Raw genomic sequence first — 24468 nt, 5'->3', positions numbered from 1 at the left:
CCTGTTAAACTATTTGGAAGGAAAAGTCTAGTGTAGACCTAAACCATTTCAATCTCTCATCAAACTTTTAAAACGCCATTAATTGAGCATCATGCAGACGCTTGGCCTTCGCCTTTCTTGAAGCAGAATTTGCATTTAGGGTCGACTGATCATGATATTGACTCCCATGGGAAGTTGCAATCAACTGAGCCTTGTGAAGGCGGTCAGCCCTTTTAATGTGTGAGCGAATTAATGGAAGAGTGTTCATGAGGTTCCTCCGAAATGGCAGCCCCGTTCCCTGCTGCCAAAACATGCATCCCACTCAAGGGACGAACGTATCAAAACGGTAGCAACAGATACCAAATATTGGCTCTAATAAAAAATTCCTAATTAAAATCAACATGTCGACCTGCGCCTGTCTGGATTGTTGCGCTTGCCACCAGAACCATTAATAGCACTGTCTTCGAATGGCCGAGCCACCAAGATCAACTGCGAGAGGTAGACGCAATAAGCCACTTACTAATTAAAGGCTCAAGGCTTTTGTTGCTGACAACTCAAAGAATCAACAAAAACCTGTTTCAACTTCTTCAGCTATTCATCAATGAGGCAACAAACCAAACATTGCCAATACACAGAACAGTCCTCCCACTCGAGGACAAAACTTAATCCCCCCCTACAGTGATTAGTCTACAGATCGAAGATTTGATGATATCAAAAAGTCTAAATAATTAACACCCAGTCCTAAGTTAATAGGGTTACCAATATCATTTAACAAGACAAATAGAAACGCTGTCTATATCAAGAATTCAATTATGAGCATCCAGGAAATACATTAATAGGGAGATCTCTATTAAATTTATTTTTTACAGAGCCCATTAAATCCAGTATTCAAAGCAGTCTAAAAGGCTTTTTACTAACCAATTGCGCTCTTCCGCTAACCGCACCGTCACACTCCGTAATATTTCTGTTATAGTTCTTTACGTATCGCATCTAAGCGGTCTTTGACTCTCTCCTTAGCCAATGAAAAACTCTGAACAACTTGACGCTATTGCCAACCCTCGTCTCGCCGAGCGTATTAATGGCTGGGCCGCAATGATGGGATTTTGGGCTTTAGTCGGTGCATACGTATCAACAGGACAAATTGTTCCTGGCCTTGTTTAACTTAATCACTAGATTTTTAAAAACCAATGAACGAAAATGCTGAAATCCAAAATGGCAGGTGGGCAATGATCGGTATGTTTGCCGCTCTTGGAACTTATGCATTCACAGGTCAGATCATTCCAGGGATTTTTTAAGCCATGGAATTAAACCCTTTCAAACCTTTCAAACAATTTCTTAAAGGGATCTATAGGAGATCCCGCTAAATCTTTACAATCAAGGTCATCACAATGGGACTCGGAAAATTATTTCTCACCTCCATATCTACTGGAATTATCACCCAGGATGAACTGGTATGGGTAACAAGAAACCAATTAAATTTCTCTAGGTGTGAACAAGCCAAGGCTATAAAGCTTGGTCAACTAATAGATTCAGGCGAGCTTCAACTTGGATGCAGGATTTAAGAATGAATTATCGCGTCCAATTCTTTTAGCCCTCATTATTAATCATCTATTAAAGATTTGAAATGGCTAAACAAATTTCCATTGTCCTAAACTCTCCATTCCGTGAGTTGGCTGAATTTTCTTTCTTCTGTTTCATCGGATTAGCTGCTGGCTCGGTTGGTTTATTGTGAACTTTTTCTCAATAATCTTTTTGACTACTGGCGCTGCTTTGTTTTACATCGGGGCTTTTTTTTGGAGAGATCTTTCCAGGAAAAAGTCCAGTAATTAGCTATCATTATTTTAGCCATCAAAACTTTGCTAAATTTTTATTTACTACAATGTCCTTAGGCGAACTCCAACTATCTGTAGATAGTTTTCCAGCATGGAAAGCAATACTGTGGTGCTTTTACCCAATGAGTATTCTCCTTATACTAGAATTTCTATCAAGAAAAATTGATGATGACGATGATCAAGATGGCGGGAAGATGATTCCAGTAATGCAAGGAGCTCAATAAAAAGAATTTAATAAGTTACTTTTGCTTCCTCCTATTGAACGCTAATTACAACCTTTCTTTCTTTTGGGCCATCTAGTTCTACAAGGATGACATCTTGATAAGGGCCTAGTTGTAGCTTCCCATCCTTAAAAGGCACGCTCACATCATTGCCAAGCAATAAAGCTTGCATATGTGAATGGGCATTCTTAGGTTCATCTTCCGGGATATTAACCCGTAGGTGTAAATCATCATGTTTATAGCCCTGCAATGGAGGCGCCATTTCCTTCAACCATTTCTCCAAGTCCAAAATCAATCTCTCTTCCATCTCATTGACAATTAAAGCAGTAGTCGTATGCATGCCAGAAGCACATACAACACCTTCTAATTGAGTCCCACACTCAATAATGCTCTGAATTTGATTGGTGATTGCATGACAAGAGAATGATGAGCTCGTCTGAATTGAAATCGTTTCTGTAAACATAAAGTGTCTTGTCGCGATTAAATGGAAATAATCGAATCAGGAGATGCCTAATACCGAAAGCCTATTTAAACTCTATCCAAACAATACGTTTTTGCAAAACCTTTTTATATAAGTTAAATTAACTACTCACAATCAGATGTGAGTCTAGTGTTGCCAGCCACTCTGGTCTAGTACCAGGGATTTAACTCAAACGTATTCCAGCTCCTATTTACTCCTATTAAGATAAAGGAGTGTGGGGGCTGATTATTATTTTGGAAGATCAATACCTTGAATAGGCGCAAGAAAATTGACTATTGCGGGGATCAAGAAAAGAACTGTTATTAATCTGACTGCATGCAAAGCTGCTACAGCTGCACCAACCCCAAACTCGGCTCCTACTAGACTCATTCCTATAGTCCCTCCAGGTGCTGCTCCTAATAGGGCTACGATCTTGTCTACTCCAAAAAATCTATTAATCAATAATCCAACAAAAATTCCTGTAATCAAAAGGCTGAAGGTGATAACTAATGCTGGCTTCCAAAGCAATTGCAATTCCTCAATTGTCTCTGGATTAATTCCAGTCCCAATCACTGTCCCTATCCCTATCCCAAGCACTGTTTTTGTACCCAAAGGCCAAATCGCAACATCAAACTGACCACTAATGCTTAATAAGCCTGCACCTAACATGGCCCCTAAAAGAGGAGCCGCAGGTATACCACTGATCAGCATTAGGGAACCCAAGGCTGCTCCACCAAGCAGGTATACCAATAAAGTCACCAAAGAAGTCATTGAAAGGGTTTAAGCGACATATCCAAGTCTCTCTCTTGACGGGTTGAATAATCAAGATCGCAAATTGAGGATTCGTTCCATAAAGCCACTCCAAATAAGTGAGGCAATAGGAGGTGGGAGCAGTATTTGCTCAAAGTCAACTCAAGAAAGTTGCAAAACGACTTTGGGGAAAATAGTCTGATTATTAATCACCCATTCCACTAGATGACTAACACCCCAGACATAAGAAGCTTTGATTGGATAAAGATTCTCAATGGAGTTGCTCTATTGTTATGCGCATTGTGTCTCGCCTTTATTGCTGTCAATTTGCGCCCAATGGCTCAATGGGCTAATAATCAGAATATCTGCGTTGAACAAGAAATAACCAAATCTAAAGCTCCTATTTCCTGGGGTGTTAGAAAGTGCAATGGACGTTCAAAGGTATATCAAGTGAAATAAAAGGTTGAAAATGCCTAATCAACTTAGATCAAAGACTTACAAAAATCACCGTACAAAAGAATGGGAATTTTAAGCAACTATGCAGACAAGTTGGATAACTGGTCAAAGACATACAACTACCACTTTCTTTATTGATAAAGAACAATGCCCAATAAGACCTCGAAATGGATTACCTCCCTCCGAGAAGAAATTCGACAAGAATGTGGCGAGGGATGGATGGTTCGCGGCATAGGGAAAGGTCTGGTTCAAAAGGTTCAGCTAACAGTTCGTTTTAAGGATGGGAATCGAACCAGCATTGTTCTTGGGCCAAAGGCAAAGAGCGACCCAGATTTTATTCCCTGGATCAGCACAAGTGCTGCTTGGATATTGAAAACCTCCACAGAGATTTCGCTCATAATGAAATCGCGAGAGAAGGGTTTGGCTGAAGCATATGAGCAAGTGAAGCAAAAAAAGGGGTTTGGTTTAAATGAGACCAATGACTGGGAACAACTAGCTAGAAAATTCAAGTCACGTAAAATAAGTAATAGCAAGAAAGGAACACGCGTTTGGAACCGAAACTACCGAACTCCTATTAACCGCACATTGCTTATTCTCGCCAGCGAACCTTCTTTATCCAGTGGCTACAAGGTTTTAGAAGCTCTTATTGAACGTCATGGGGGAGAACCTGGGTCAGCAAGTCGACGACTCCGAATCCAATACGCAGCAGAATTTCTACGCTTTGCTTTTAAAAATGGGGCCAATAGAAGCTGGCTACCACCAGAGGATCTCAATATATTCATTGGAGAAAAGGCAAGCCCAAAGGGCTTAAATGCTCAGATCGCAAATACACCCTCTACTAAATAAGATCTACCTTTCGTGAAAACCACTTAATCAGTGGACCCTAGACAGGAATAATCACTTATATAATTCTAAGTTCTCAAAATGAAGGCACAGAGGAAGGCGAAAACGCAAACCTGAGCTAGTCGATCTAGGTACCTAGTCAGTTGAGGGTTAACAGAGTTGCGCTGAAAAGCTAATATTGATACAACAAAAAGGAGAGAGATGAACCCTGAAAGGACTCAGTTAAATATCAATATTAATCCAGAGTTGCTTATAAGGCTTAAGTCTCAAGCAATTAAGGAAGGGAAAACATTAACAGCATTTGTAACTGAAAAGCTATCCTCTATCCAAACTTTGGATGAGAACAATCCACTTGAAGAAAGGCTACTAAGAATAGAAAGACATCTTAAAATAGATACCGATGCATCAAATCAAGAGGAAAGCATAGGAAAGATTTTCACTGATCACGGAGCAGAAAAGTATGGTCAAGTTGCGAAGAAATTATTTGATCTGCACCTTAGCAAGAAGGGGATTTCTATAGAAGATGGCTTGAATGAGTTAGCTTATTATCTGGAGAAACTCCCTTATAGCTCTCCTGAACTAGTATTCCAAATCCTATTAGGCAATCATAAATTAACAGGTTTAGAAATGACAAAAGCATATAGACATGGCTCGTGTGCAATGAGGACTGCTTTAGTGCAATGGTCCAATGATCCTTTAGAAGAGTTAAACAAGGCTTTCCTAAACGCAGTGATTACAAAAAGTCTGACCTAAGGGGTGCCAAAATTGACCTCACTGCTCTTATGAATCTCTCTATTGCTTCGTAGCAGTAATACTCGTGAATCGAAAGCCTAAATTCCTTCATCACCATGTCTACCTAAAAAGGTTTAAGCCGAAGAGTTAAGTGTTTTGAGCACAATGGATTTAACTATCAATTCTAATTTTGTTATTCCATCTAGTGAACTGAAATGGCACTTTTCTAGATCTTCAGGCCCTGGAGGGCAAAGCGTCAATAAAACTGAGAGCAGAGTTGAGCTTATGTTCGATATAAATCGTTCCTCTGTAATTGGCCCTTTTCACAAACAGAGATTGCTTGAACGGCTTAAGAAGCGATGTATAAATGGCTGCCTAAACATCGTGGTATCAGAAGAACGCTCGCAATATCAGAACCGGCAATTAGCATTGAGTCGTTTGGCAGACCTTTTGCAAGAGGGTTTAAAGCCATCTCCAAAAGCCAGAAAAGGAACTAAGCCAACTCGTGCATCACAAAAACGTCGAATTAACACCAAGAAGCATCGAGGTGCCCTGAAGCAAAAGCGACAAAGCAAACCTTCATCAGATGACTGAATGATCAATCCGACGCAGATGACGATGGTGTCGATCGGGAGAACTAATCAGATGAACGTGAAAGAGTCTTTTGATTTGCGGGCATATGAAGCTGTTTCACACATACCATTTGGTCAAGTTGCTACCTATGGTCAAATAGCTGAATTAATTGGTCCATATGGGTGTGCACGGCAAATTAGATGGTCCTCAAAGAGATTGCGCTTGCCTTCAAAAGTCCCTTGGCATCGAGTCATAAATGCCAAAGGGGAAATGTCAATGAGTATTGGTCGAGAGGAAACTGACTGGGTCCAACTAGGTTTATTGAAAAGCGAAGGTATTTTTATAGATCATGAATTAACAATTCAACTACGCAAGTATTTGTGGAAACCAGATTTATTGAAAAATTCGGAATAGAAAGGCGATATGGCAATTCAAGAGAGCAATGAAAAAAGGAAAGAACGCTTCAAGGCGATGTCTAGTGCTCAGAGGAAAGCATTAATAAGAGCAAAGATGAAAGTCGAAGGATTAGAAGAGGGGAGTGGAGTCCCAGGGAAAACCTTGTCTTCATATGACCGGAATGAGATCTGGGGTCTAATACAAGTAACTAGCTGTTTCCCCGAAATGCAAGCCAGGCCAAGGACAATGAAACCAAAGACTCCTAGTAAAAAGAAATCGTTGATTGGTTGGCTACTGATTGCAATAACTCTGAGCGGTGGAATGGCCTTCTATTACAGGCAATATCCATCACCAGAGACAAGGAGAGAGCTATCAGTAGATGGAATGTTTGCTGATTAAATCAAGCAGACTCGAGATCTAGTCATAATCTTTTCCCTCTCAGCTAACTAGTAGCACTTTGACCCTTTAAGCCCTTTGTCTCTATGGACTAAAGAAGATGCATTGAAGTAATGGTTTCACAGTAAGCCGCTTCAGTTCATTCGCCACCAGCCATGGCTAACAGCTTTGATAGCAATCAATCTCAAAGAATCGCTAAAAGCCATACAAGCAAAAAATAGCAGGCCATTTCGGCTCTCTGGATCCTGCTCTCAAAACAAATAGTAGGCAAAGTGCATCATCCACGAATAATTTTATTTTTAAAAGAAGGGTGTTCTACCTCCTTTGGGAGAAGACCCTTTTGTTTAACAAAGCTTTTGATCAGCTTGAATAAAACACAACGTTCTATCACAAACCAAAAAATAATTCGGAATTTTCGGTTTTCTGGTCTCAACGGAAAGGCTCTTGCCATACAGATGAGTGATATTCCAAGCATAAAAGCTATTGCGGAAGTCATTCCTAAGCATTGTTTCGCACGTAAGACATCAACTTCCTTGGCCTACCTTTTTCAATCAGTCGCTATCCAGGCATTAATTGTCGCGATAGGACTAGCAATTCCTTTCACTCAAGCGATGATTCCGGTTTGGATTCTTTATGCCTTTATTTCAGGGACTACAGCCATGGGCTTCTGGGTGATCGCTCACGAATGTGGGCATGGAGCCTTCTCAGATAACAAAACACTGCAAACAGTTGTTGGTTATCTATTGCACTCGTTCTTGCTCGTTCCATATTTTTCTTGGCAAAGGTCACATTCCATTCATCATCGTTTTACTAATCACATAAGTGATGGCGAGACTCACGTGCCAATAGTGGTAGGTGGCAATGGAATTAACGAAAAAATCGGAGGAGAAAAAGAATTAGCTCTCGCAACTGCTCTAGGCAAAAATAGATACGGGCTAATGCAACTTATATTGCACCTTATTTTTGGTTGGCCTGCATATTTGTTGGCTGGCAGCACAGGGGGACCTAAATACGGGACTTCGAACCACTTTTGGCCAAGAGAACCCTTCTCTAAAACACTTTGGTCTTCCAATTGGGTAAAGAAGGTTTGGATCTCAGATCTTGGGGTAGTTGTGGTATTAGCGGGACTTTTCATATCAGGACTTAAGTATGGAATAGCACCTTTAATAGCAATGTATATAGGTCCATTATTAGTAGTCAACTGCTGGCTAGTGATATACACCTGGCTTCACCATACGGATACAGATGTTCCCCACCTTTCTGACTCAGGCTTCTCTTTTATAAGAGGTGCCTTCCTTTCAATTGATCGGCCTTATGGGAAAATTCTTAATTTTCTACATCATCAAATTGGATCAACTCACGTAGTTCACCACATTTTTCCAACAATTCCTCATTACCATGCCAGAGAGGCAACTATTGCAATTAAAAAATCTTTCCCTAAGACCTATCTTTTCAATCCAGTCCCAATCCATAAGGCGCTCTGGAATATTGCTTGTAATTGCATTGCTGTTGAGCCAGAGAGACACAATGGTCGATATATATGGCAGAACTCTTACATAAAACAGGAATAACTTCCTACTTTATGTTTGGCACAGTCAACGGCATTCGACTAGACCAAAACTTGGCTGGTCAAAATCCCAATCCAACTGCAAAAGGTGCTTATCCAATTGCTACGTTGACCTGGGTCTTAACCTATGAGACAGGTAATGGCTCTAAGACGGAAGCCATTAAAGAAGCTTTAAACTACCTATTAAGCGATAAGGCTCAAAACAAAGCCCCTTCACTTGGCTTTGTTCCTCTGAAGGGTGACATCCTTAATAAGGCACGCGCTGCCGTAAATAGGATTGGAAACTGAGCTTTAGGGTCAATTTAATAGGAGCTTTGATCAACTCCAAAATTTCTAAGAGGGGTATTTTTTAACCCCTCTTTTTATTGGCTATATAAAGATTTGGAATCATTTAATTATGGACTTATAGCGAACTTCCTTTAAGGGATACAGGGTTAATTAATGATGGTAAACGTAAGCTACTTAACCATGAGAAGAGCACGAGTACACTGGAGCACCATAAACAAAGTTGCATCCCTATAGTTGCATTCTCTCCAAGCATAAATAAAGCTCCTGAAAGTAATGTTCCTAGAAGCCTGCCGGCTGCATTCGCCATGTAATAGAAACCAACATTCAGGCTCACGCTATCTGCATCGGTATAAGCCAACACCATGTAGGAATGGATAGATGAGTTCATTGCAAAAACCACTCCAAAAGCAATTAAGCCAGCGGTAATAGCAATGCCTGGATCACTCTGCCTCCACAACGCAATAGCGATGAGTCCAGGAATTGCAGTAAGAACAGCACTCCAAAACTTAACTGTGGAAACTCCTGGGCTAGATTTTTTGCCCCAGACATTCCTTAAAGTAGGCGCTAACGCCTGCACAAAGCCGTAACCAATCACCCATAGTCCTAGAAAAGCTCCAATCTCTGAAAAGTTCCAGTTAAGAGATGTCTCTAGAAAAACAGGTAATGCAACGACAAACCACACATCTCTAGCTCCAAAGAGAAAAAAACGTGCCATAGAAAGTGCGTTGATCCCTTTGGATTTTGAAAATAGATCTTTAAACATCGGCTTCTTCTTCATACGCCCCATATCACCAGGCAAGACCAGAGTCAAAACAAAAGACAGAGCCAGGCCAAATGCCATTAGCTCAACGGCCTTATTGAAACCAAAACCAATCAGCAAAACTCCACCCAGAAAAAATCCCACACCCTTGAGAGCATTTTTGGAACCTGTTAGAACCGCAACCCATTTAAATAATTGCTTTTTACCTTTCTGTTCTTCTTCCGGCGTTTCAGAAACAACTGTTTTGATTGCACTCTTTGCACTCATTTTGTTGAGGTCTTTGGCGATGCCACTGATTGCTTGCGCAACCATGACATAACTAACGCTTAACAACTTTGGCCAACTAGCAGCAACAGGAACCAACATCAGTAGAGCACCTATCTGCAGAAGAGTTCCTGCCCATAGGGTTAGTCGTAAGCCATAGCGAGCACCAATCCAGCCGCCATACAAATTGGTAATGATGCCAAAGAACTCATAAAAGAGAAAAAGAAAAGCAATTTCTAAAGCTGTATATCCAAGCTGATGGAAATGAAAGACCACCAACATACGCAGAGCGCCATCAGTAAGAGTGAACGCCCAATAGTTGGCTGTGACGATCCCGTATTGCTGCAGAGACGACAATTTCATTTGGTTATCTTTTAACCTTTGCTATCTAGATTCACGACATAAGAAGTTAGGTCTGCCATACGACAGCTGTAACCCCATTCATTGTCATACCAGGCAAAAACTTTTAATTGATTCCCATCTATAACCATTGTGGACAAAGCATCAATAATTGAACTGCGTGAATCATTAACGTAGTCAATGGAGACTAAGGGCCTTTCTTCATAGCCAAGAATGCCTTTCAAATCTCCTTCGGAGGCACTTTTAAAAGCTTGGTTCGCTTCTTCTACGGAGATTTTGCGATTTAATTCAAAGACAGCATCCGTGAGAGAAGCATTAAGGAGTGGAACACGAACAGCATGTCCGTTTAATTTGCCTTGAAGCTCGGGGAAAATCATTCCTATAGCTTTAGCCGAACCAGTTGTAGTGGGGATGAGGCTTTGAATACTGCTGCGGGCTCGCCTTAAGTCGCTTTTAAAAGAGTCAATTGGAACCTGTGTATTGGTGATGTCATGAAGAGTGGTAATGGCTCCATGCATGATTCCAAAGTTTTCATTGACGACTTTTACGATTGGCGCCAAGCAGTTAGTTGTGCAAGAAGCAGCTGTGACAACACGATGAATGTTTGGGTCATACAGATTGTGGTTAATTCCATAGACGATGTTGAGTGCTTCTTCTCCTGCAACTTGTCCTGTTACTGGACAAGCAACGATGACCTTACTTAGCCCGAGTTTGTCGAAATACGGGCTAAGGGCTTCTGGAGTTTTGTTCTTACCCGAGCAATCCAAGACAATATCTACCCCTGCATCTCTCCATGGGCAAAGGGTGAAATCACTTTCCTGGGCGTAGCTCAAAACATGTTCATCAATCAGTATTTGAGACAAGTCAAATCGAATCGAATGAGTCCAACGCCCATGAACAGAATCAAACTCAAGCAAATGCGCAGCAACTTTTGCATCACCAGCAGGATCATTAATCTGAACTAACTCAATATTTGGTCGGCCCCATAAAGCACGAAAAACAAGACGACCTATGCGCCCAAATCCATTGATTCCAATTCGCATGCAAGACAATTGCAGAAAAACCGAAGAGTCCCAAGAAGCAACTCATCAACTTATTTTGATACATCAAATCCACTTGATGAAAGCGAATTCTCAAATTCTTATAAAATGAAATCGATATTTCTTTGGCTGCTTCGTTAATGGGTTCAGTCGTAGCCCAATCACAGGCGAGAGACCTGCTTAAAGCTTTGGCAGATCCTCTGAGATTGCAAATCATTGAATCCTTGTCTAGCGGAGAAAAATGTGTCTGCGATCTCATTCAAGAGATAGGTCTTGCTCAATCCAAGATTTCCTTTCACCTTAAGGTCCTTAAAGAATCTGGCCTTATCACTGATAGGCAAAGTGGGCGCTGGGTTTACTACAAACTCGATATAGGCGCATTAAATGAATTACAACTTTGGCTAAAACAACTCACACAAGACTGTCAGCAATCATCAGCTAGCTGTGAAAACAATGCGTAATGCTGAGGCACAATGAAGGCAGGCTTAAGAACTGCTCGTTTTCCAAAAGTTCACACAAGGTTCACACACTGCAATTCGCCCAAATCCCTTGCTATGACTGAGATAAACCACTGGCTAATGAAAAGCGGCATTTGAGTCACTGAAAGCGATTACAAGAAATCTGAAAAATCCATTCACACAAAATTCACACCAGGCAATTCCTCGTCAATCCCATCGATAATATTTGTTGATCAGCTTCAGACTATCTGTAATAAAGGCGTATTCAGGCACATCGGTTGTTGTGAAAGGATTTGGTCCTTTGTTGATCAGGAACACAGCGCCCTTCTTACCGTCTTTGCTAATGATAGAAAGTGAGAGATAGCCAATATTGGATCCACTATGAAAAAGGTACTCACCCTTTGCATTTTCTTGTGCATCCTTATCACCAATAAAAAATCCCAGGCTGCGCGTTGGTGTTGAACTTGGAATTATCAAGGCTTCAGCCTGTTTTTGATTAATCAGATCATTTTCTCCTCTCAGTGCACTAGCAAAGGCCAAATTAAAACGGGCTAGATCAATTGCTGTTGTCCAGAGCAGACCTGTAGAGAGGATGGGATTGCGCATAGGCGCGTGTTGATGAACAGTGCCATCAGAATCGTATGGAATTGCGATAGTGGAAGTGTCTTCTAGGAAGAACGTGTCATCAAAAGTGCTAACACCCATATTGGAAGGCGCTAGCACTAACTCCTTCATTAATAATTTGAAGCTGTTATCTCCAATGGCCTCAAGAGCTGGCTGTAGCACCGAGTAACAGCCATTGCAGTAGGCATAACTTTCGCCTGGCACGTTTGTTACCTGAACTGGCAAATTAGTTGCAGGTGGTTTTCCCTCTAAAAACTGCTGCATCGTTGGCAATGTTTCTCTGGGGCCACAACAACCAGTGGGATAAGGCGAGGTAAGAGCTGCAGTGTGATTAAGGAGCATCCTGAATGTCACTGGTACCCGTTTTGTGAAGCTGTTGTCTGGAATCTTCCAGTTTGTGAGGTAACGGTTCACCGGTTCATCCAAGGCAATCCCTTTTTCGGCAAGCAGTTTCACTACAGCCAAAGAAGTTAGTGTTTTGGTAATCGAATTGGCAGTAAATAATGTGGAAGCGGTTACCTTTCGTTGAGTAGTTTTGTCTGCTATTCCGAAGCCCCTCGCCCAAACAATCCTGCCGTCATCAATCACCGAAATTGAAGCCCCGGGAATATCCATTTGTTGTCGAAGTGACTCAATTGAAGATTGGAGACTACGGCTGAATAGTTTTGGTTTAAAGGATGACGTCGCTGTAATTAATTGAGCAATAACGAATAGAAGGAGAAATGAACTAGCTGCCATCAAAACTCTGAGAGTGAATTTATTTACGGCCCATTTATTTCGATTGATCATCAAGCTAAACCAGATAAATCTAGAAGGTCGGAATACTGTTCTTGCTGGAAAAGGCTAGAACCTTGTTGACTGCCAAGCATTACTTGCGACGTCTCTAAGCTCATCTTTGTGATTTGATCTGCAGCTAAATCAGATCCTTGACCACTGACTTGCCAATTATCTTGCGGATAAAAATAAGTCACATCTTCTCTTTGTTTTGTCTCGCCAAAGTTGAGATCATTGCTACCAGCTCCATAACTAAAACCTGAATCCTTCAGCAAAGCATTAGAAGAGAACAGTGCCTGAGAGCTAGTTAACCCAGTTATTGCAGTGAAAATCTCTTTATGCTCGGGCGATTCAGAAATATCGAACACGACCTGTTCTCTCGTCTTTTCTCCAGAACTAAGCGCCCTTTCATAGTGCGCTAAACCTTCTGCATCAGCATCACGATCCAACGCGTTGCTATACAGCGTGGTAATAAACGTCTGATCACTCATAGTCTCTCCATAGAGACTCTTGAACTCTTCTGATTGAAGAAATTCTGTCGCTATTTCTCTATAGGTTTTAACGGCCTCTCTATTGACTTCAATCGATCCCTTTAAGCCATTGACATCTGCTAGGCGATCAAAAACTGTGTTGTACAAACGGAACATCTGACCGGAGACATCATTCATTCCGGTGACTTGATCAAAGGTGTCTTTAACATCCTCAGACAGATTGAATGCTTGATCATCGAAATTAACAGTAGTCATCTCGCCAAGAGAAACGATCTCTCCACCAGCATCGCTTTGAATTCCATATTGATTATTTCCCTGATTAAAAAACTTGTAGTCAAAACTATTGCCAACAAAATCTTGATGATCAGAGGCTTCATTCCCAACAATGCTTTTGCTATAGAGCTCTACATCATTACCATCACCACCTTCATAAGTGATGAATAACTCAAGGCTACCGCCGTCATCTGCATCTGCTTTGAACGTTCCAACCGAATCACCTTCCTTTAGGTCGTCGTATCGACCAATCAGATCTCCTCCAACTTTTGCAATCACAAAACTATCGCCTGTAGAAAGTTGGAATCCATCAATCAATGAAACCTCTAGTGCTCCAGCTAAAACAAGATCACCAGTAATTTCTAGCCAGTCGTGATCTGCACCTGTACGCACACCATTACCATCATGCAAGCCAGCTAATTCAATTTTTTTAATGCTGTCATCAAGGTGATAAAAGTTGCCTGTAAATAAATGACCACCGGCTGAGTTGCCTGGTGAAATCGTTCCGTTATTCGTGATATCACCAATGATTTCTCCTGAACCGGTAATCGTTCCGTAGTTGAGCAACGTGCCTTCGTTTTTCAGCGTGCCTTGGTTAATCAATATGCCGTCGTTATTCAGCGCGCCGTAGTTATTCAGTGTGCCATCGTTGGTCAGTTTGGTCAGCGTGCCCCAAGTGTTATCCAGCGTAGCGTCGTTATTCAGCGTGCCGTAGTTATTCAGTGTGCCATCGTTGGTCAGTATGGTGTCTTGCCTACCTACGTTGGTCGAATCAAGAATGCCGTAGTTATTCAGCGTGCCGCCAGCCTTGTTATACAGATTGCCTTTGTTATTCAGCGTGCCGCCAGCCTTGTTAGTCAGTGTGCCGTCGTTCCTAAGCGTGCCGTCGTTATCCAGCGTACCGCCTTCTTCATTAGTCAGTGTGACGTCGCTCCTAAGCGTGCCGTCGTTATCCAGCGTACCTTCGTTAAACAGCTGGTAGCGGTTATTCAGCGTAGCGTCGTTATTCAGCGTGCCGGCGTTGGTGAGCTTGTCGTAGTTATCCAGCGTAGCGTCGTTATTCAGCGTGCCGTAGTTATTCAGCGTAGCGTCGTTATCCAGCGTGCGTTTGTTATTCAGCGTGCCCCCAGCCTCGTTAGTCAGTGTGCCGGAGTTGGTGAGCGTGCCCCAAGTGTTGTTCAGCGTAGCGTGGTTATTCAGCGTGCCGTAGTTATTCAGTGTGCCATCGTTGGTCAGTATGGTGTCTTGCCTACCTACGTTGGTCAAATCAAGAATGCCGTAGTTATTCAGCGTGCCGACAGACTTGTTGTACAGATTGCCAGTGTTATACAGCGTGCCGCCTTCTTCATTAGTCAGTGTGCCGTAGTTACTAAGCTCGTCGTCGTTATCCAGCGTGCCGCCAGACTTGTTATACAGATTGCCTATGTTATCCAGCGTCAGGTAGTTAGTCAGACTGCCGTCATTATTCAGCGTGCCGCCAGCCTGGTTACGCAGATAGCCTTTGTTATTCAGCGTCAGGTAGTTAGTCAGCGTAGCGCCGTTATACAGCATGCCGGCGTTATTCAGCGTAGCGTCGTTATCCAGCGTGCCGTTATTGGTCAACGTGGTGTCTGCTACGTTTTCAATCGTGCCGTAGTTATTCAGTGTGCCGTCGTTGGTCAGTATGGTGGGGTCACTCCAATCTTGCCTACCTGCGTTGGTCGAAACAAGATTGCCGTAGTTATTCAGCGTGCCGGCGTTAATCACCGTAATTCTGTATGAAAGCTTGCCGTCTTTCTCGTTAGTCAGCGTGCCACCTTTCTCATTGTTCAGCTTCGTGCCGTTAAAGAAACTATCTTTGTTAACTAGCGTGCCGCCCGCCTTGTTATTCAGCGTGCCGTAGTTAGCCACCCTGCGTTTGTTGGTAAAAATACCTTTGTTATTCAGGGTGAGGTTTTGGTCAAATTCTGTTTCGTTGATGAGCGTGCCGCCAGCATTGTTATTCAACGTGCCGTTTTGGAACACGAGGCTGCTTTTCCTGAACTTCAGCGTGCCGCTGTTGTTCAGCGTACCCTCGTTACTCAGCGTGACTAAATAGTAATAATTCAAAGAAGGCCCCTCGAAAGTCATCGTGCCTTCGTTAGTCATCGTGCCGTTGTTGTCTAGGTTGTAATACATCTCTTTCGGCGCACTTTCCTGACTGAAATTCTGCCTGCCGCCAGCCTTGTTAGTCAGTGTGCCGCCAGCGTTGTTAGTCAGCGTGCCAGAGATTTCTAGTCTGCCGTAATTGATAAATTCCTGATCGTTATAATCACCATCGTTTGTCTTATAAGTTGTGCCTTTAGGATTAGTTGTAGGAGAAATTTGATTTCCCATGAGTTATGAAATCTTCAAGGTGTTAAAGGCGACAAACATTTGATTTTTCGAATCTTAATTCCGTAATTCTGATCACAACGTTGTCTTGCTGCAACTAATACCAATACCCTTCAAAGCTTTTCTGAGGCAGAATATAGGCAGGCTTAAGCTCTCTGCGTCACAGATTACTCTAACCTTTACTCTAACCAGCTAAAACCCTTGCAATGACTAACGATATGACAGCATGTAACTGGTGGCTAATGAAAGCGCCATTTGAGTAGTGGAGAGGGATTTCAAGGAATTTGAAAAATCCATACACACTAAATACACACCACTCTTTTCATGACTGATGGTGTTCTATCAATGCCTCAGGTAGCGAGCCAAGCCAAGAGCAATACATAGACCTATTCCAACGTTCCAAGTCAATGCTTGGTTTCTTAAAAGCCAGCGCAACATGCTCTAGTAAAGCCAACTAGACAATCTAGATGAAAGATGATTTAATATTTGCTTAAGATTTACTCGTTGCGCGTAAAGCGTGAGATGGGGGCTAAAAGCTATGTGGACAAAAAAGGAGTCAAATTAGTGTATGCCACAAACAATTTATCTACAAAAAAAAGGGGCAATTGATCAATTTGCGATTGATACAAATGGAGGCTTAGTAATCAGTCAAAGCTTCTCACATAATGGGGGCGCATATAGAGGAGATACACTTAGCTCATACGACTCAAGTGGAAAACTAAATTGGGAATTACCTTTTGGAGCGAATTACCCTAGAACAAGCTATAGAGATCCAACTACAGTAATAGAAGATATAGAAATAGACCAAAATAATGATATTTATATAGGGGGAATGTTTAGAAGGAATGCAATGGGATTATGGGCTGATGATAATGATGCGTTTATTGCAAAAGTTTCATCTAAAGGTCAATTAAAGTGGGTGAAACAAATTGATAGCGGAGATTTTGATGGTGATTGGGTTGACATTGAAATAGATAAGAATGGGAATATCTTCGCAGCCTTCCATATTAGAGGAGGAAAATTTGAAGATCTTAAGCAAAATATTTATCATGGGAACCCTCATCCTAAGGACTATGACAGTCAAATATTACTAGTTAAGTATAATTCAAACGGTGATCGGGGGTGGGTTAATTTAATACATTCCGGATGGCATACAGATTTATATGATATGACTATATCTAAGGAAGGTGACTTAGTTATTCAAGGCAATGTGCAGCCTGAAATCGAGCAAGAAAATGGTACCTGGGGGCTCCAGACAATAAACGGAAAACCAGAAAAGTTCTTTGACTTTGAACTATATATAAATAACAAAAAAACTAACACACAAAGAATAAGAAAATGGGCGAAGGAAGATTATGAATCTAATTTGACAAAATTAAATCTTGTTATTTCAAAAGATGGTCTATTTAAAGAAGGTCATTTTACAGATTATGCAGGTACTCCATGGCCTTGGGGACAAGAGTCTATATACAATAAAAATTGGCGTTCTGCTCATTCATTTAATGATAAGGAATCAGGTAAATACTATACTTTTAACGGAAAAATATATGGCAACTACAGATACCCTTCATTTGGAACTGTAAATGGATTTTCAGATCCTGGAGGAGATCTGTATATCCAAGCAGCGAAATACCCCGATCCTATAAATAATGAAGTAAGTCTAAGTGATTTGAGCTGGCTTACAAAAAATATTAAATTAGATGAACCAGTAGTTCTTGAGAAAAAGGACAAATATTCTACTAATTACAAATATGAGATTCGCATAGAAGATGATATAAATGGTGACATGGCATATCTTTATTATCCCATAGATATTAGCAGTTTTGATGATGGACCTACTTCCTTAAAGCCAACAATAGACTATGTGAGATTTGGTTATATTGACAAAATTGAAGAAAAGACTTCGTCTAGTAAATATAACTTTCAGGAATCAGATAAAGTTAGTAGTATAGTTGATAATTGGTTCTCAACTTCAACAGCTATTACCTCTCAAAGCAAAGATATTTCTGATTCCCAATTAGCTATTACTACCAATACTTGGGATCAAACAATCAATATCAATCGTGTCTCCCGAGCTGCGTCTTCTGGTGGTTTAATTCAAGCCAAACAAATTACTTTTAATCAGCCGGTGAAATCGGGTTCCGTTATTGATGGTGGTAATGGTGTTGATACTGTTCGCGGTTTAGCAGGTTGGGATGTTTTAGATAGTGGAGCTGGAGATGATTTAGTTCATGGTGGCAATGGACGCGACATCATTACCGGTGGTTCAGGTGCCGATGAACTGCATGGTGACTTTGGTTGGAATACCTATCGCTCCGAGAAAGATGGCGCCAAAGATCTCATCGTGATCAAATCCGATCAACATCTCTCCAATTGGATTTATGGCAAAGCTGGCAATAACCCCAATGGTGAGAAAGTTGACATCATGGAAGGCTTAGATGCCTTTGATGAAATCAAAATTGTTGGAGTCTTTACTCCTGATCTGAGCTTTGCTCAAGCCACAGCAAAAGGAGTTAGTGGTGTGGGCATCTACGCCAAAGGTGCTTTGGAAGGGCTCTATACCGGTGGGGATTTATCCATTGCTCAAATACAAGGGATGACGACCGGTGATCCCACCGCCAAATGGAGCTACAGAACCAACGCCACGACCCCTGATCTACTCGCTTAAAAGCCTTTTTAAGGCACAATTAAGACAGGCTTAAGAACTGCTCGTTTTCCAAAAGTTCACACAAGGTTCACACACTGCAATTCGCCCAAATCCCTTGCTATGACTGAGATAAACTACTGGCTAATGAAAAGCGGCATTTGAGTGGTAGCAACTACTCTCAGCGAATCGTCAAGATTTACTCAAACTTTACTCAAACTCCTATTCACTTCAATTAAGAGGCGCATTCTCTGGGAACAAAGAAATGCAGTCCAACAAAAAGCAAAAATATATACTTAAGAGTTTCAGCGCTGCTATCCTAATAAGGATTGCTATTAGAAAGAATTTTGCCAAAAGGGAAAAAATCTTCTAGGGATCCAAGAGGAATTGACTCCTCAACACTTGAAAAGATTCAGGTTTTTTGTAATGTTTATAATTCCCCAGAAGATAAAGTAATTGAATTAATTAAGTTTGCACTTTCTCCACCTCCTTTAACTCTTGTAGAGATGCCATTAAAAGATATAAAAACTGCTGTTGCCATTGCATGGAATAAAACCAACTATACTCAGCTCAAAGAAGATCAGGAGTGGAAGATATACCATAAAAATACAGGTCTTAGCGCTGCCAAAAGGCTTACTTGGGAGCACTATTTCAGAGAATGGGTTGAACTTCCAGGAGAAGAAAAAAACCTTACTTCCGGCTATGGAGTTATCAATGGCATTGATATCTTTAAGAACTTTAGACCTTGGGAAGTTTTCAATGTCGACAAAAATACAGGTACTAAACAAGACATTCAAAGCGCATTTAAGAAATTATCTTTCAAATATCATCCAGATACAGGCTACAACGGTGGTGATAGAAATATCTTTGAGAAGTTAAAAGAAATGAGAGATTCTTTACTGGTAATCTTTAATTAAATGAATAAAGTTTCTAATCAGCCTAAATCAACTCTGATATCTGCCGAGAAATTAGCAGATATATTAAGAGTGAGTGTCAAAGATATTTATAGATTTTGTGATTTCTTTGATGAAGATCCTGATGACGATTGGACACTGAATGTGGAAGAACATTTTATCTATATAAATAAAAAGCATGGTGCAAGAAAGTTCACAAAGGCAGGCGCACTTGAATTAGCTAAGTATGTCGAAGAAACTGTTGACAAGGAGAGGCCATGGAGGAAGCTGATAAAAACTTTTTTTGATCGAAGACACAAAAAATATGTCAGGTCATGTGTAATGGAAAGAGTGGCTGATATTGGTGGCCTTAAAAAAGGAGTGACCATACAAAGTGGGAAAGCATTTGTTAATACTCAGCAAACTCGCTATATCCTTCGTTTAGCAAATAGGCAGGATCTATTAAAAGCTGCATTGGAACATGAGCAAAGAGGGGAAGAACATGGAAGACCTCCAATGAAACATGATGATCATTTTATTGATTTACCTGATGAAACTGGTCTTAGTTATTCCGCTAATGGGATAAAGCGCTTATCCATGGCTTTACAAAGTATTTGCAAAAGCAGATCAACAAAGTCATGGAATTCAGCAGTCTCTGAATCTATTCTTCAAACACTAAAAGAAGTATCAAAACCACTAATAGCTGACAATAAGAAGCTTTCAGAGGTAACTAAATTAGCCAAAAAGAAAGCGAAACAATATTGCGAGGTAACCAAAAGAAAAAAAAGCAATACAAACCTAGACTTTTCCCTAACTGCGCATCATTTGTATGACAAAAGTAATTATGAATTTTTTCAATATGAAATTAATAATGTAATTGCGATTGACTCTAAGCTCCACAACGCCTTTCACTCATGGATGGGAGGGTTTAACAAGTCATGTACAGCCGAAGACTTTTTAAATTGGCTAAAAGTTCAATCAGATGAAATCTTTGAGGGTTGCGATGACGAAGTGACTCAAGAAGCTGCCGCAATAGCCAACATTAAAAGGCGAATCCAACTACTAAGACCGGTTCTTGATGCAAGAGAAGAAGTCTCTGAAGTCAGTGAATAGCTATGGAGATCATTTGCTTTTTCTTACTTGGAATCGCAGCATTGCTTCTAAATGCTGGACTCTCTTCTCAAGCTCTTCCACTCTTTTGGTTAATTCTTCCATTGGTCATAAAAATCAGCTTCGACGCTATTCAAAGACGCGCTGCTAAAAACAGCTAGAAAGAGGTTGAGCTCGAGATAATTAATTGGAAATCTCCCTAACATCACCCTGCCCTGAAAGCACTATCAACGAACTAGGAATAAAGCAATGGCCGATATGGACTTGTGATCCCAGTGAGTTCCCTTGGACATATAGCGACAAAGAAACTTGTTTAATTCTCGAAGGAGATGTGAGCGTTACTCCTGATGGAGGGCAGCCAGTCAGGTTTGGAGTCGGTGATCTAGTTGTCTTCCCTCAAGGGATGTCTTGTACATGGGAAGTGCATAAGGCAGTCCGAAAGCACTATCGTTTTGGTAACTAGACAATCTATGAGCCCCTGAGATCGAGGGTTTATTCAAACCTTATTCAAACCGCCCATTTTCGCCCAAATCCCTTGCTATGACTGAGATAAATTATTGGCTAATGAAAAGCGGCATTTGAGTGAGGGAAAGCGATTACAAGGAATTTGAAAAATCCGTTCACACAAAGTTCACACCATTTTTATTTACTGCATTTAAAAGACGCCTAGTACATAGATAACGACATGCTGCATGTGCTGAGATTTAGGGTTGATTATTTAAACCATTAGGAAGAGAGCCAATGGCTGAATCAGCTTTTTTGAGGGGTTTAGAGGTGTTATTGGAAGATCCAGAAAAGCGAATTCGCTCCAGCCTATTTATCTAGTCCAAATTGTGAATGGCAAGGCAAGAGCTTCTAAATGACTGCTAGGTTGACTAGATAACCTAGGAAGGGGAAGCCTGCCCTTGTCCTTGTAGGAGAATCAAAAGGAGGCAAACTTTGGCAATAGAAGATTATAGACGGTACAAACTCCCTGTGGAGGTTGGTGTTGTACCTAGTACAATTCCAGATATTGATGTAGACACTAGCAAGTCTAAATATTATCAAAGTTATATTTTTCACAAAGGAACAATCAGAACAAAAGGGAGGACAAGTTCTTACTATCAATATATATATGGTAATTTCGATTACAGCTCGACTAGTAGATATAAAAGATCGAAAATAACCTCTATTTACACGAGTTATGGGACATTAGGGAGTAGCAACAGCAGGAATTCAAATGTTACTGTATCTGACGTTTTAAAAAGTCCATACGATTTCCAAAAGATCTTACTAAGAAATTCTGACACAATTTATGGGACAGCCTACGACGACACAATTGCAAGTCATGGTGGAAATGACATTATTTTGGGAGAAGGCGGCAACGACACTATTTATGCAGGCTCAGGAAACGACACGATTAGGGGAGGTTCAGGTAATGACATTATTTATGGAGACGGCGGCAACGACACTATTTATGCAGACTCAGGAAACGACAGGATTATGGGAGGTTCAGGTAATGACTATATTGGAGGGATGGATGGAATTGATACCGCCATTTATGATTATAAAGTAGAGAGTCTAAAGTTTACAGGTTTCGAAGGTATTTTAAAAGGTCTTTACATTGTAAAAAACACTATAACTGGTGACGAAGATAGACTTAGCTCAATAGAAAAGATATACGCAAAAAACAACAGAGGTTATTATCAGACATGGAATATAGAAGAACTATTAAACTCGTCAGGTGGAGCATCTGAACATAAAACATACACCTTAAATATTTACAATAATTTAAATGGAAAATTATCTGAATCTGATAGCTTCAAGGAAGGAGATAGTTTCACCTTTAAGGTTAAGGTGACCGGTGAAAAAGAAGGGAAAAGGCTATATTGGAGATTTTCACCAGGCTATGTTTTGAATACATTGAGCGATGTAAATCGAGATGACTTTACCTCCGGCAGGTTAACAGGTTCAGCAATACTTAATAACAATGGAGAGCTTAGCGTGAATGATAAGTTCGAGATAGATCAATTAAATGATTATGAGCATATGGAAGTGAAAATATATTCTGATTCCAATAGATCAAATTTGGTTGCAAGTTCTGGCCGTATAATAATTAAAAACACGACTCCTTCTACTACTAAATTCGACTTTTCTCAAAACAAGAGTACAAAAGATATTGTTGACAACTGGTTTAGTAACTCTACCGCTATATCTAGTCAAATCAAAGATATTTCTGATTCCCAATTAGATATCACAACGAATACCTGGGATCAAACAATCAATATCAATCGTGTCTCTAGAGCATCATCTGCTGGTGGTTTAATTCAAGCCAAACAAACTACTTTTAATCAACCCGTCAAATCAGGTTCCGTCATAGAAGGTGGCACGGGAGCTGACACCGTTCGAGGTTTAGCCGGTTGGGATGTTCTTGATAGTGGTGCTGGAGATGATTTAGTTCATGGTGGCAATGGACGCGACATCATTACAGGAGGTTCAGGTGCCGATGAACTCCATGGTGACTTTGGCTGGAACACCTATCGGTCCGAGAAAGATGGTGCCAAAGACCTCATTGTGATCAAATCCGATCAACATCTCTCCAATTGGATTTACGGCAAAGCTGGCAATAACCCCAATGGCGAAAAAGTCGACATCATCGAGGGTTTAGATGTCACTGATGAAATCAAGATCGTTGGTGTCTTTACTCCTGATCTGACCTTTTCTCAAGCCACAGCCAAAGGGGTTTCTGGAATAGGCATCTATGCCAAAGGTGCTTTGGAAGGGCTCTATACCGGTGGGGATTTATCCATTGCTCAAATACAAGGGATGACGACCGGTGATCCCACCGCGAAATGGAGCTACAGAACCAACGCCACAACCCCTGATCTACTCGCTTAAAAGCCTTTTTAAGGCACAATTAAGACAGGCTTAAGAACTGCTCGTTTTCCAAAAGTTCACACAAGGTTCACACACTGCAATTCGCCCAAATCCCTTGCTATGACTGACATAAACTACTGGCTAATGAAAAGCGAGCCAGATGTATATGGGATAAACACCTTGCACATGGAAAAAGAAACTCTTTGGGACGGAATCAGGAATTACCAGGCAAGAAACTTCATGCGTTCAATGGAAATAGGAGATAAAGCATTCTTCTATCACTCAAATTGCAAGCCTCCTGAAATTGTCGGACTAATGGAAGTTATTCAAAAAAGCCAAACAGACCCTACTCAATTTGATAAACAGTCAAAATACTATGATCCAAAATCATCACCCGAAAATCCAAGATGGGACTGTGTTAAGTTAAGATATTTATGTCATGCTCAAATCCGAATAAGCTTGAACGAGCTTAAAGAAATCTACAGCCCAGAGCAATTAGGAATATTAAAAAAAGGCAACCGATTGTCAATTATCCCAGTACCCAAAGTTACAGCATTAGATTTAATTCATAGACTCAAGATAAAGATCTAAAGCTTATTTGTTAAACTCAACAAGCTAAAAGCTTTCTGTCAAGGCATTAGAGCAAAACATATTGCCCACATAAAGGCGAGTGATTTGCCTTGATTCCACCCCTTTCTGAACCAGGAATCCAGCCAGTGCTGCTTGCACTAAACGATATTGATCCCAATTCGGATAACGCTCTATAAATTCCACCATGGCAGCTTGAAGGGCCGCTGGTAACTCTGCTTGAAAACTAATCAAACCATCCGATGCTTCTTCATCAAATTCTGGAATGATCTCGGAAATCTGCTCTTCCAAGGAAGTACCAGGCATCACATTCAAATCATTTGCAGGCATCTAATCTCCTTTGAATGACCACTAGTTTTGATTGAAATAGCCAGTCGTCAAGTTTCTGAAAAAGTACCGGTCTCAAACCATCTCGACTCAAGATTCAAAGCAACACTCATCTTTTGGCGAATAGTTCGACGCAGGTCTTCTTGTGGGTCGTTTCCGAA

General features: G+C 40.9%; 24 protein-coding genes and 2 pseudogenes. 18 read left to right on the top strand and 8 right to left on the bottom strand.

Going from position 1 to position 24468, the window contains the following annotated elements; genetic code table 11:
• Positions 1 to 67: 67 nt before the first annotated feature.
• A complete protein-coding gene (locus SOI83_RS08355; protein WP_320676214.1) occupies positions 68 to 247 on the bottom strand; it encodes a hypothetical protein in 180 nt (59 codons plus the stop codon).
• 779 nt (positions 248 to 1026) lie between these two features.
• Here SOI83_RS08355 and SOI83_RS08350 point away from each other — a divergent pair.
• The 3 genes and pseudogenes from SOI83_RS08350 (at position 1027) to SOI83_RS08340 (ending at position 1541) form a co-directional block, all read left to right on the top strand.
• Positions 1027 to 1140, top strand: a complete 114-nt coding sequence (locus tag SOI83_RS08350) for a high light inducible protein (protein ID WP_414153449.1) — start codon at positions 1027 to 1029, stop codon at positions 1138 to 1140.
• A gap of 32 nt (positions 1141 to 1172) precedes the next feature.
• Positions 1173 to 1274, top strand: a pseudogene (locus tag SOI83_RS08345) (chlorophyll a/b-binding protein); the annotation flags it as partial.
• Between the two features lie 93 nt (positions 1275 to 1367).
• Positions 1368 to 1541 carry a hypothetical protein gene (locus SOI83_RS08340; RefSeq protein ID WP_320676212.1) on the top strand — a complete coding sequence of 58 codons (174 nt, stop codon included), beginning with the start codon at positions 1368 to 1370 and terminating at the stop codon, positions 1539 to 1541.
• Positions 1542 to 2066: 525 nt separating this feature from the next.
• On the opposite strand, the gene SOI83_RS08335 is transcribed toward SOI83_RS08340, so the two are convergent.
• Positions 2067 to 2495, bottom strand: coding sequence for a secondary thiamine-phosphate synthase enzyme YjbQ (locus SOI83_RS08335; RefSeq protein ID WP_320676211.1), 429 nt, complete (start codon positions 2493 to 2495; stop codon positions 2067 to 2069).
• 246 nt (positions 2496 to 2741) lie between these two features.
• Positions 2742 to 3263 carry an AbrB family transcriptional regulator gene (locus SOI83_RS08330; RefSeq protein WP_320676210.1) on the bottom strand — a complete coding sequence of 174 codons (522 nt, stop codon included), beginning with the start codon at positions 3261 to 3263 and terminating at the stop codon, positions 2742 to 2744.
• A 204-nt stretch (positions 3264 to 3467) separates the two neighbouring features.
• Here SOI83_RS08330 and SOI83_RS08325 point away from each other — a divergent pair, with 204 nt between their 5' ends.
• The 8 genes and pseudogenes from SOI83_RS08325 to SOI83_RS08290 form a co-directional block, all read left to right on the top strand.
• A complete protein-coding gene (locus tag SOI83_RS08325; protein WP_320676209.1) occupies positions 3468 to 3701 on the top strand; it encodes a hypothetical protein in 234 nt (77 codons plus the stop codon).
• 144 nt (positions 3702 to 3845) lie between these two features.
• Positions 3846 to 4544, top strand: coding sequence for a hypothetical protein (locus tag SOI83_RS08320; protein ID WP_320676208.1), 699 nt, complete (start codon positions 3846 to 3848; stop codon positions 4542 to 4544).
• A 198-nt stretch (positions 4545 to 4742) separates the two neighbouring features.
• Positions 4743 to 5294, top strand: a complete 552-nt coding sequence (locus tag SOI83_RS08315; RefSeq protein ID WP_320676207.1) for a hypothetical protein — start codon at positions 4743 to 4745, stop codon at positions 5292 to 5294.
• Positions 5295 to 5438: 144 nt separating this feature from the next.
• Positions 5439 to 5867, top strand: a complete 429-nt coding sequence (gene arfB / locus SOI83_RS08310) for an alternative ribosome rescue aminoacyl-tRNA hydrolase ArfB (protein ID WP_320676206.1) — start codon at positions 5439 to 5441, stop codon at positions 5865 to 5867.
• 51 nt (positions 5868 to 5918) lie between these two features.
• Positions 5919 to 6260: an MGMT family protein gene (locus SOI83_RS08305; RefSeq protein WP_320676205.1), complete on the top strand. Its 342-nt coding sequence runs from the start codon at positions 5919 to 5921 to the stop codon at positions 6258 to 6260.
• Between the two features lie 9 nt (positions 6261 to 6269).
• The gene (locus SOI83_RS08300; protein ID WP_320676204.1) at positions 6270 to 6641 is read left to right on the top strand and encodes a hypothetical protein; all 372 of its coding nucleotides are present in this window, start codon (positions 6270 to 6272) and stop codon (positions 6639 to 6641) included.
• 452 nt (positions 6642 to 7093) lie between these two features.
• Positions 7094 to 8209: a fatty acid desaturase gene (locus SOI83_RS08295; protein WP_320676203.1), complete on the top strand. Its 1116-nt coding sequence runs from the start codon at positions 7094 to 7096 to the stop codon at positions 8207 to 8209.
• Between the two features lie 23 nt (positions 8210 to 8232).
• Positions 8233 to 8493: pseudogene (locus SOI83_RS08290) on the top strand (phosphate ABC transporter substrate-binding protein PstS); the annotation flags it as partial.
• Between the two features lie 115 nt (positions 8494 to 8608).
• Here SOI83_RS08290 and arsJ read toward each other — a convergent pair.
• Both arsJ and SOI83_RS08280 read right to left on the bottom strand, forming a co-directional pair.
• Positions 8609 to 9880, bottom strand: coding sequence for an organoarsenical effux MFS transporter ArsJ (gene arsJ, locus SOI83_RS08285; RefSeq protein ID WP_320676202.1), 1272 nt, complete (start codon positions 9878 to 9880; stop codon positions 8609 to 8611).
• Between the two features lie 11 nt (positions 9881 to 9891).
• The gene (locus tag SOI83_RS08280) at positions 9892 to 10920 is read right to left on the bottom strand and encodes an ArsJ-associated glyceraldehyde-3-phosphate dehydrogenase (RefSeq protein ID WP_320676201.1); all 1029 of its coding nucleotides are present in this window, start codon (positions 10918 to 10920) and stop codon (positions 9892 to 9894) included.
• A gap of 137 nt (positions 10921 to 11057) precedes the next feature.
• On the opposite strand from SOI83_RS08280, the gene SOI83_RS08275 reads away from it, so the two are divergent.
• Positions 11058 to 11378, top strand: a complete 321-nt coding sequence (locus SOI83_RS08275; RefSeq protein WP_320677728.1) for a metalloregulator ArsR/SmtB family transcription factor — start codon at positions 11058 to 11060, stop codon at positions 11376 to 11378.
• 204 nt (positions 11379 to 11582) lie between these two features.
• Here the strand turns inward: SOI83_RS08275 and SOI83_RS08270 are convergent, their stop codons facing one another.
• Positions 11583 to 12614 (bottom strand): serine hydrolase domain-containing protein, encoded by a 1032-nt coding sequence (locus SOI83_RS08270; protein ID WP_320676200.1) that lies wholly within the window; start codon positions 12612 to 12614, stop codon positions 11583 to 11585.
• Between the two features lie 173 nt (positions 12615 to 12787).
• Entirely contained in the window at positions 12788 to 15892 is a 3105-nt protein-coding gene (locus SOI83_RS08265) for a DUF4214 domain-containing protein (RefSeq protein WP_320676199.1), read from the bottom strand.
• 565 nt (positions 15893 to 16457) lie between these two features.
• Between SOI83_RS08265 and SOI83_RS08260 the strand changes: the two genes are divergently transcribed.
• From SOI83_RS08260 to SOI83_RS08235, 6 genes are all read left to right on the top strand, one after another.
• Entirely contained in the window at positions 16458 to 18557 is a 2100-nt protein-coding gene (locus SOI83_RS08260) for a calcium-binding protein (protein ID WP_320676198.1), read from the top strand.
• Between the two features lie 323 nt (positions 18558 to 18880).
• Positions 18881 to 19450, top strand: a complete 570-nt coding sequence (locus SOI83_RS08255; RefSeq protein ID WP_320676197.1) for a DnaJ domain-containing protein — start codon at positions 18881 to 18883, stop codon at positions 19448 to 19450.
• Positions 19451 to 20539: a hypothetical protein gene (locus SOI83_RS08250; RefSeq protein ID WP_320676196.1), complete on the top strand. Its 1089-nt coding sequence runs from the start codon at positions 19451 to 19453 to the stop codon at positions 20537 to 20539.
• 184 nt (positions 20540 to 20723) lie between these two features.
• Entirely contained in the window at positions 20724 to 20999 is a 276-nt protein-coding gene (locus tag SOI83_RS08245; protein ID WP_320676195.1) for a cupin domain-containing protein, read from the top strand.
• A gap of 476 nt (positions 21000 to 21475) precedes the next feature.
• Positions 21476 to 23413 (top strand): hypothetical protein, encoded by a 1938-nt coding sequence (locus tag SOI83_RS08240; RefSeq protein ID WP_320676194.1) that lies wholly within the window; start codon positions 21476 to 21478, stop codon positions 23411 to 23413.
• Positions 23414 to 23512: 99 nt separating this feature from the next.
• On the top strand, positions 23513 to 23983 hold the full coding sequence (locus SOI83_RS08235; RefSeq protein ID WP_320676193.1) for an EVE domain-containing protein: 471 nt from the start codon (positions 23513 to 23515) through the stop codon (positions 23981 to 23983).
• Positions 23984 to 24007: 24 nt separating this feature from the next.
• Here SOI83_RS08235 and SOI83_RS08230 read toward each other — a convergent pair whose 3' ends face one another.
• Entirely contained in the window at positions 24008 to 24310 is a 303-nt protein-coding gene (locus SOI83_RS08230; protein WP_320676192.1) for a DUF2811 domain-containing protein, read from the bottom strand.
• Positions 24311 to 24468 lie beyond the last annotated feature (158 nt).

It is taken from the genome of Prochlorococcus sp. MIT 1300, from assembly GCF_034092375.1.
GTDB lineage: Bacteria > Cyanobacteriota > Cyanobacteriia > PCC-6307 > Cyanobiaceae > MIT-1300.
The sequence above is the reverse complement of the archived record's forward strand: the minus strand, read 5'-3'. Positions and strand labels throughout refer to the sequence as shown.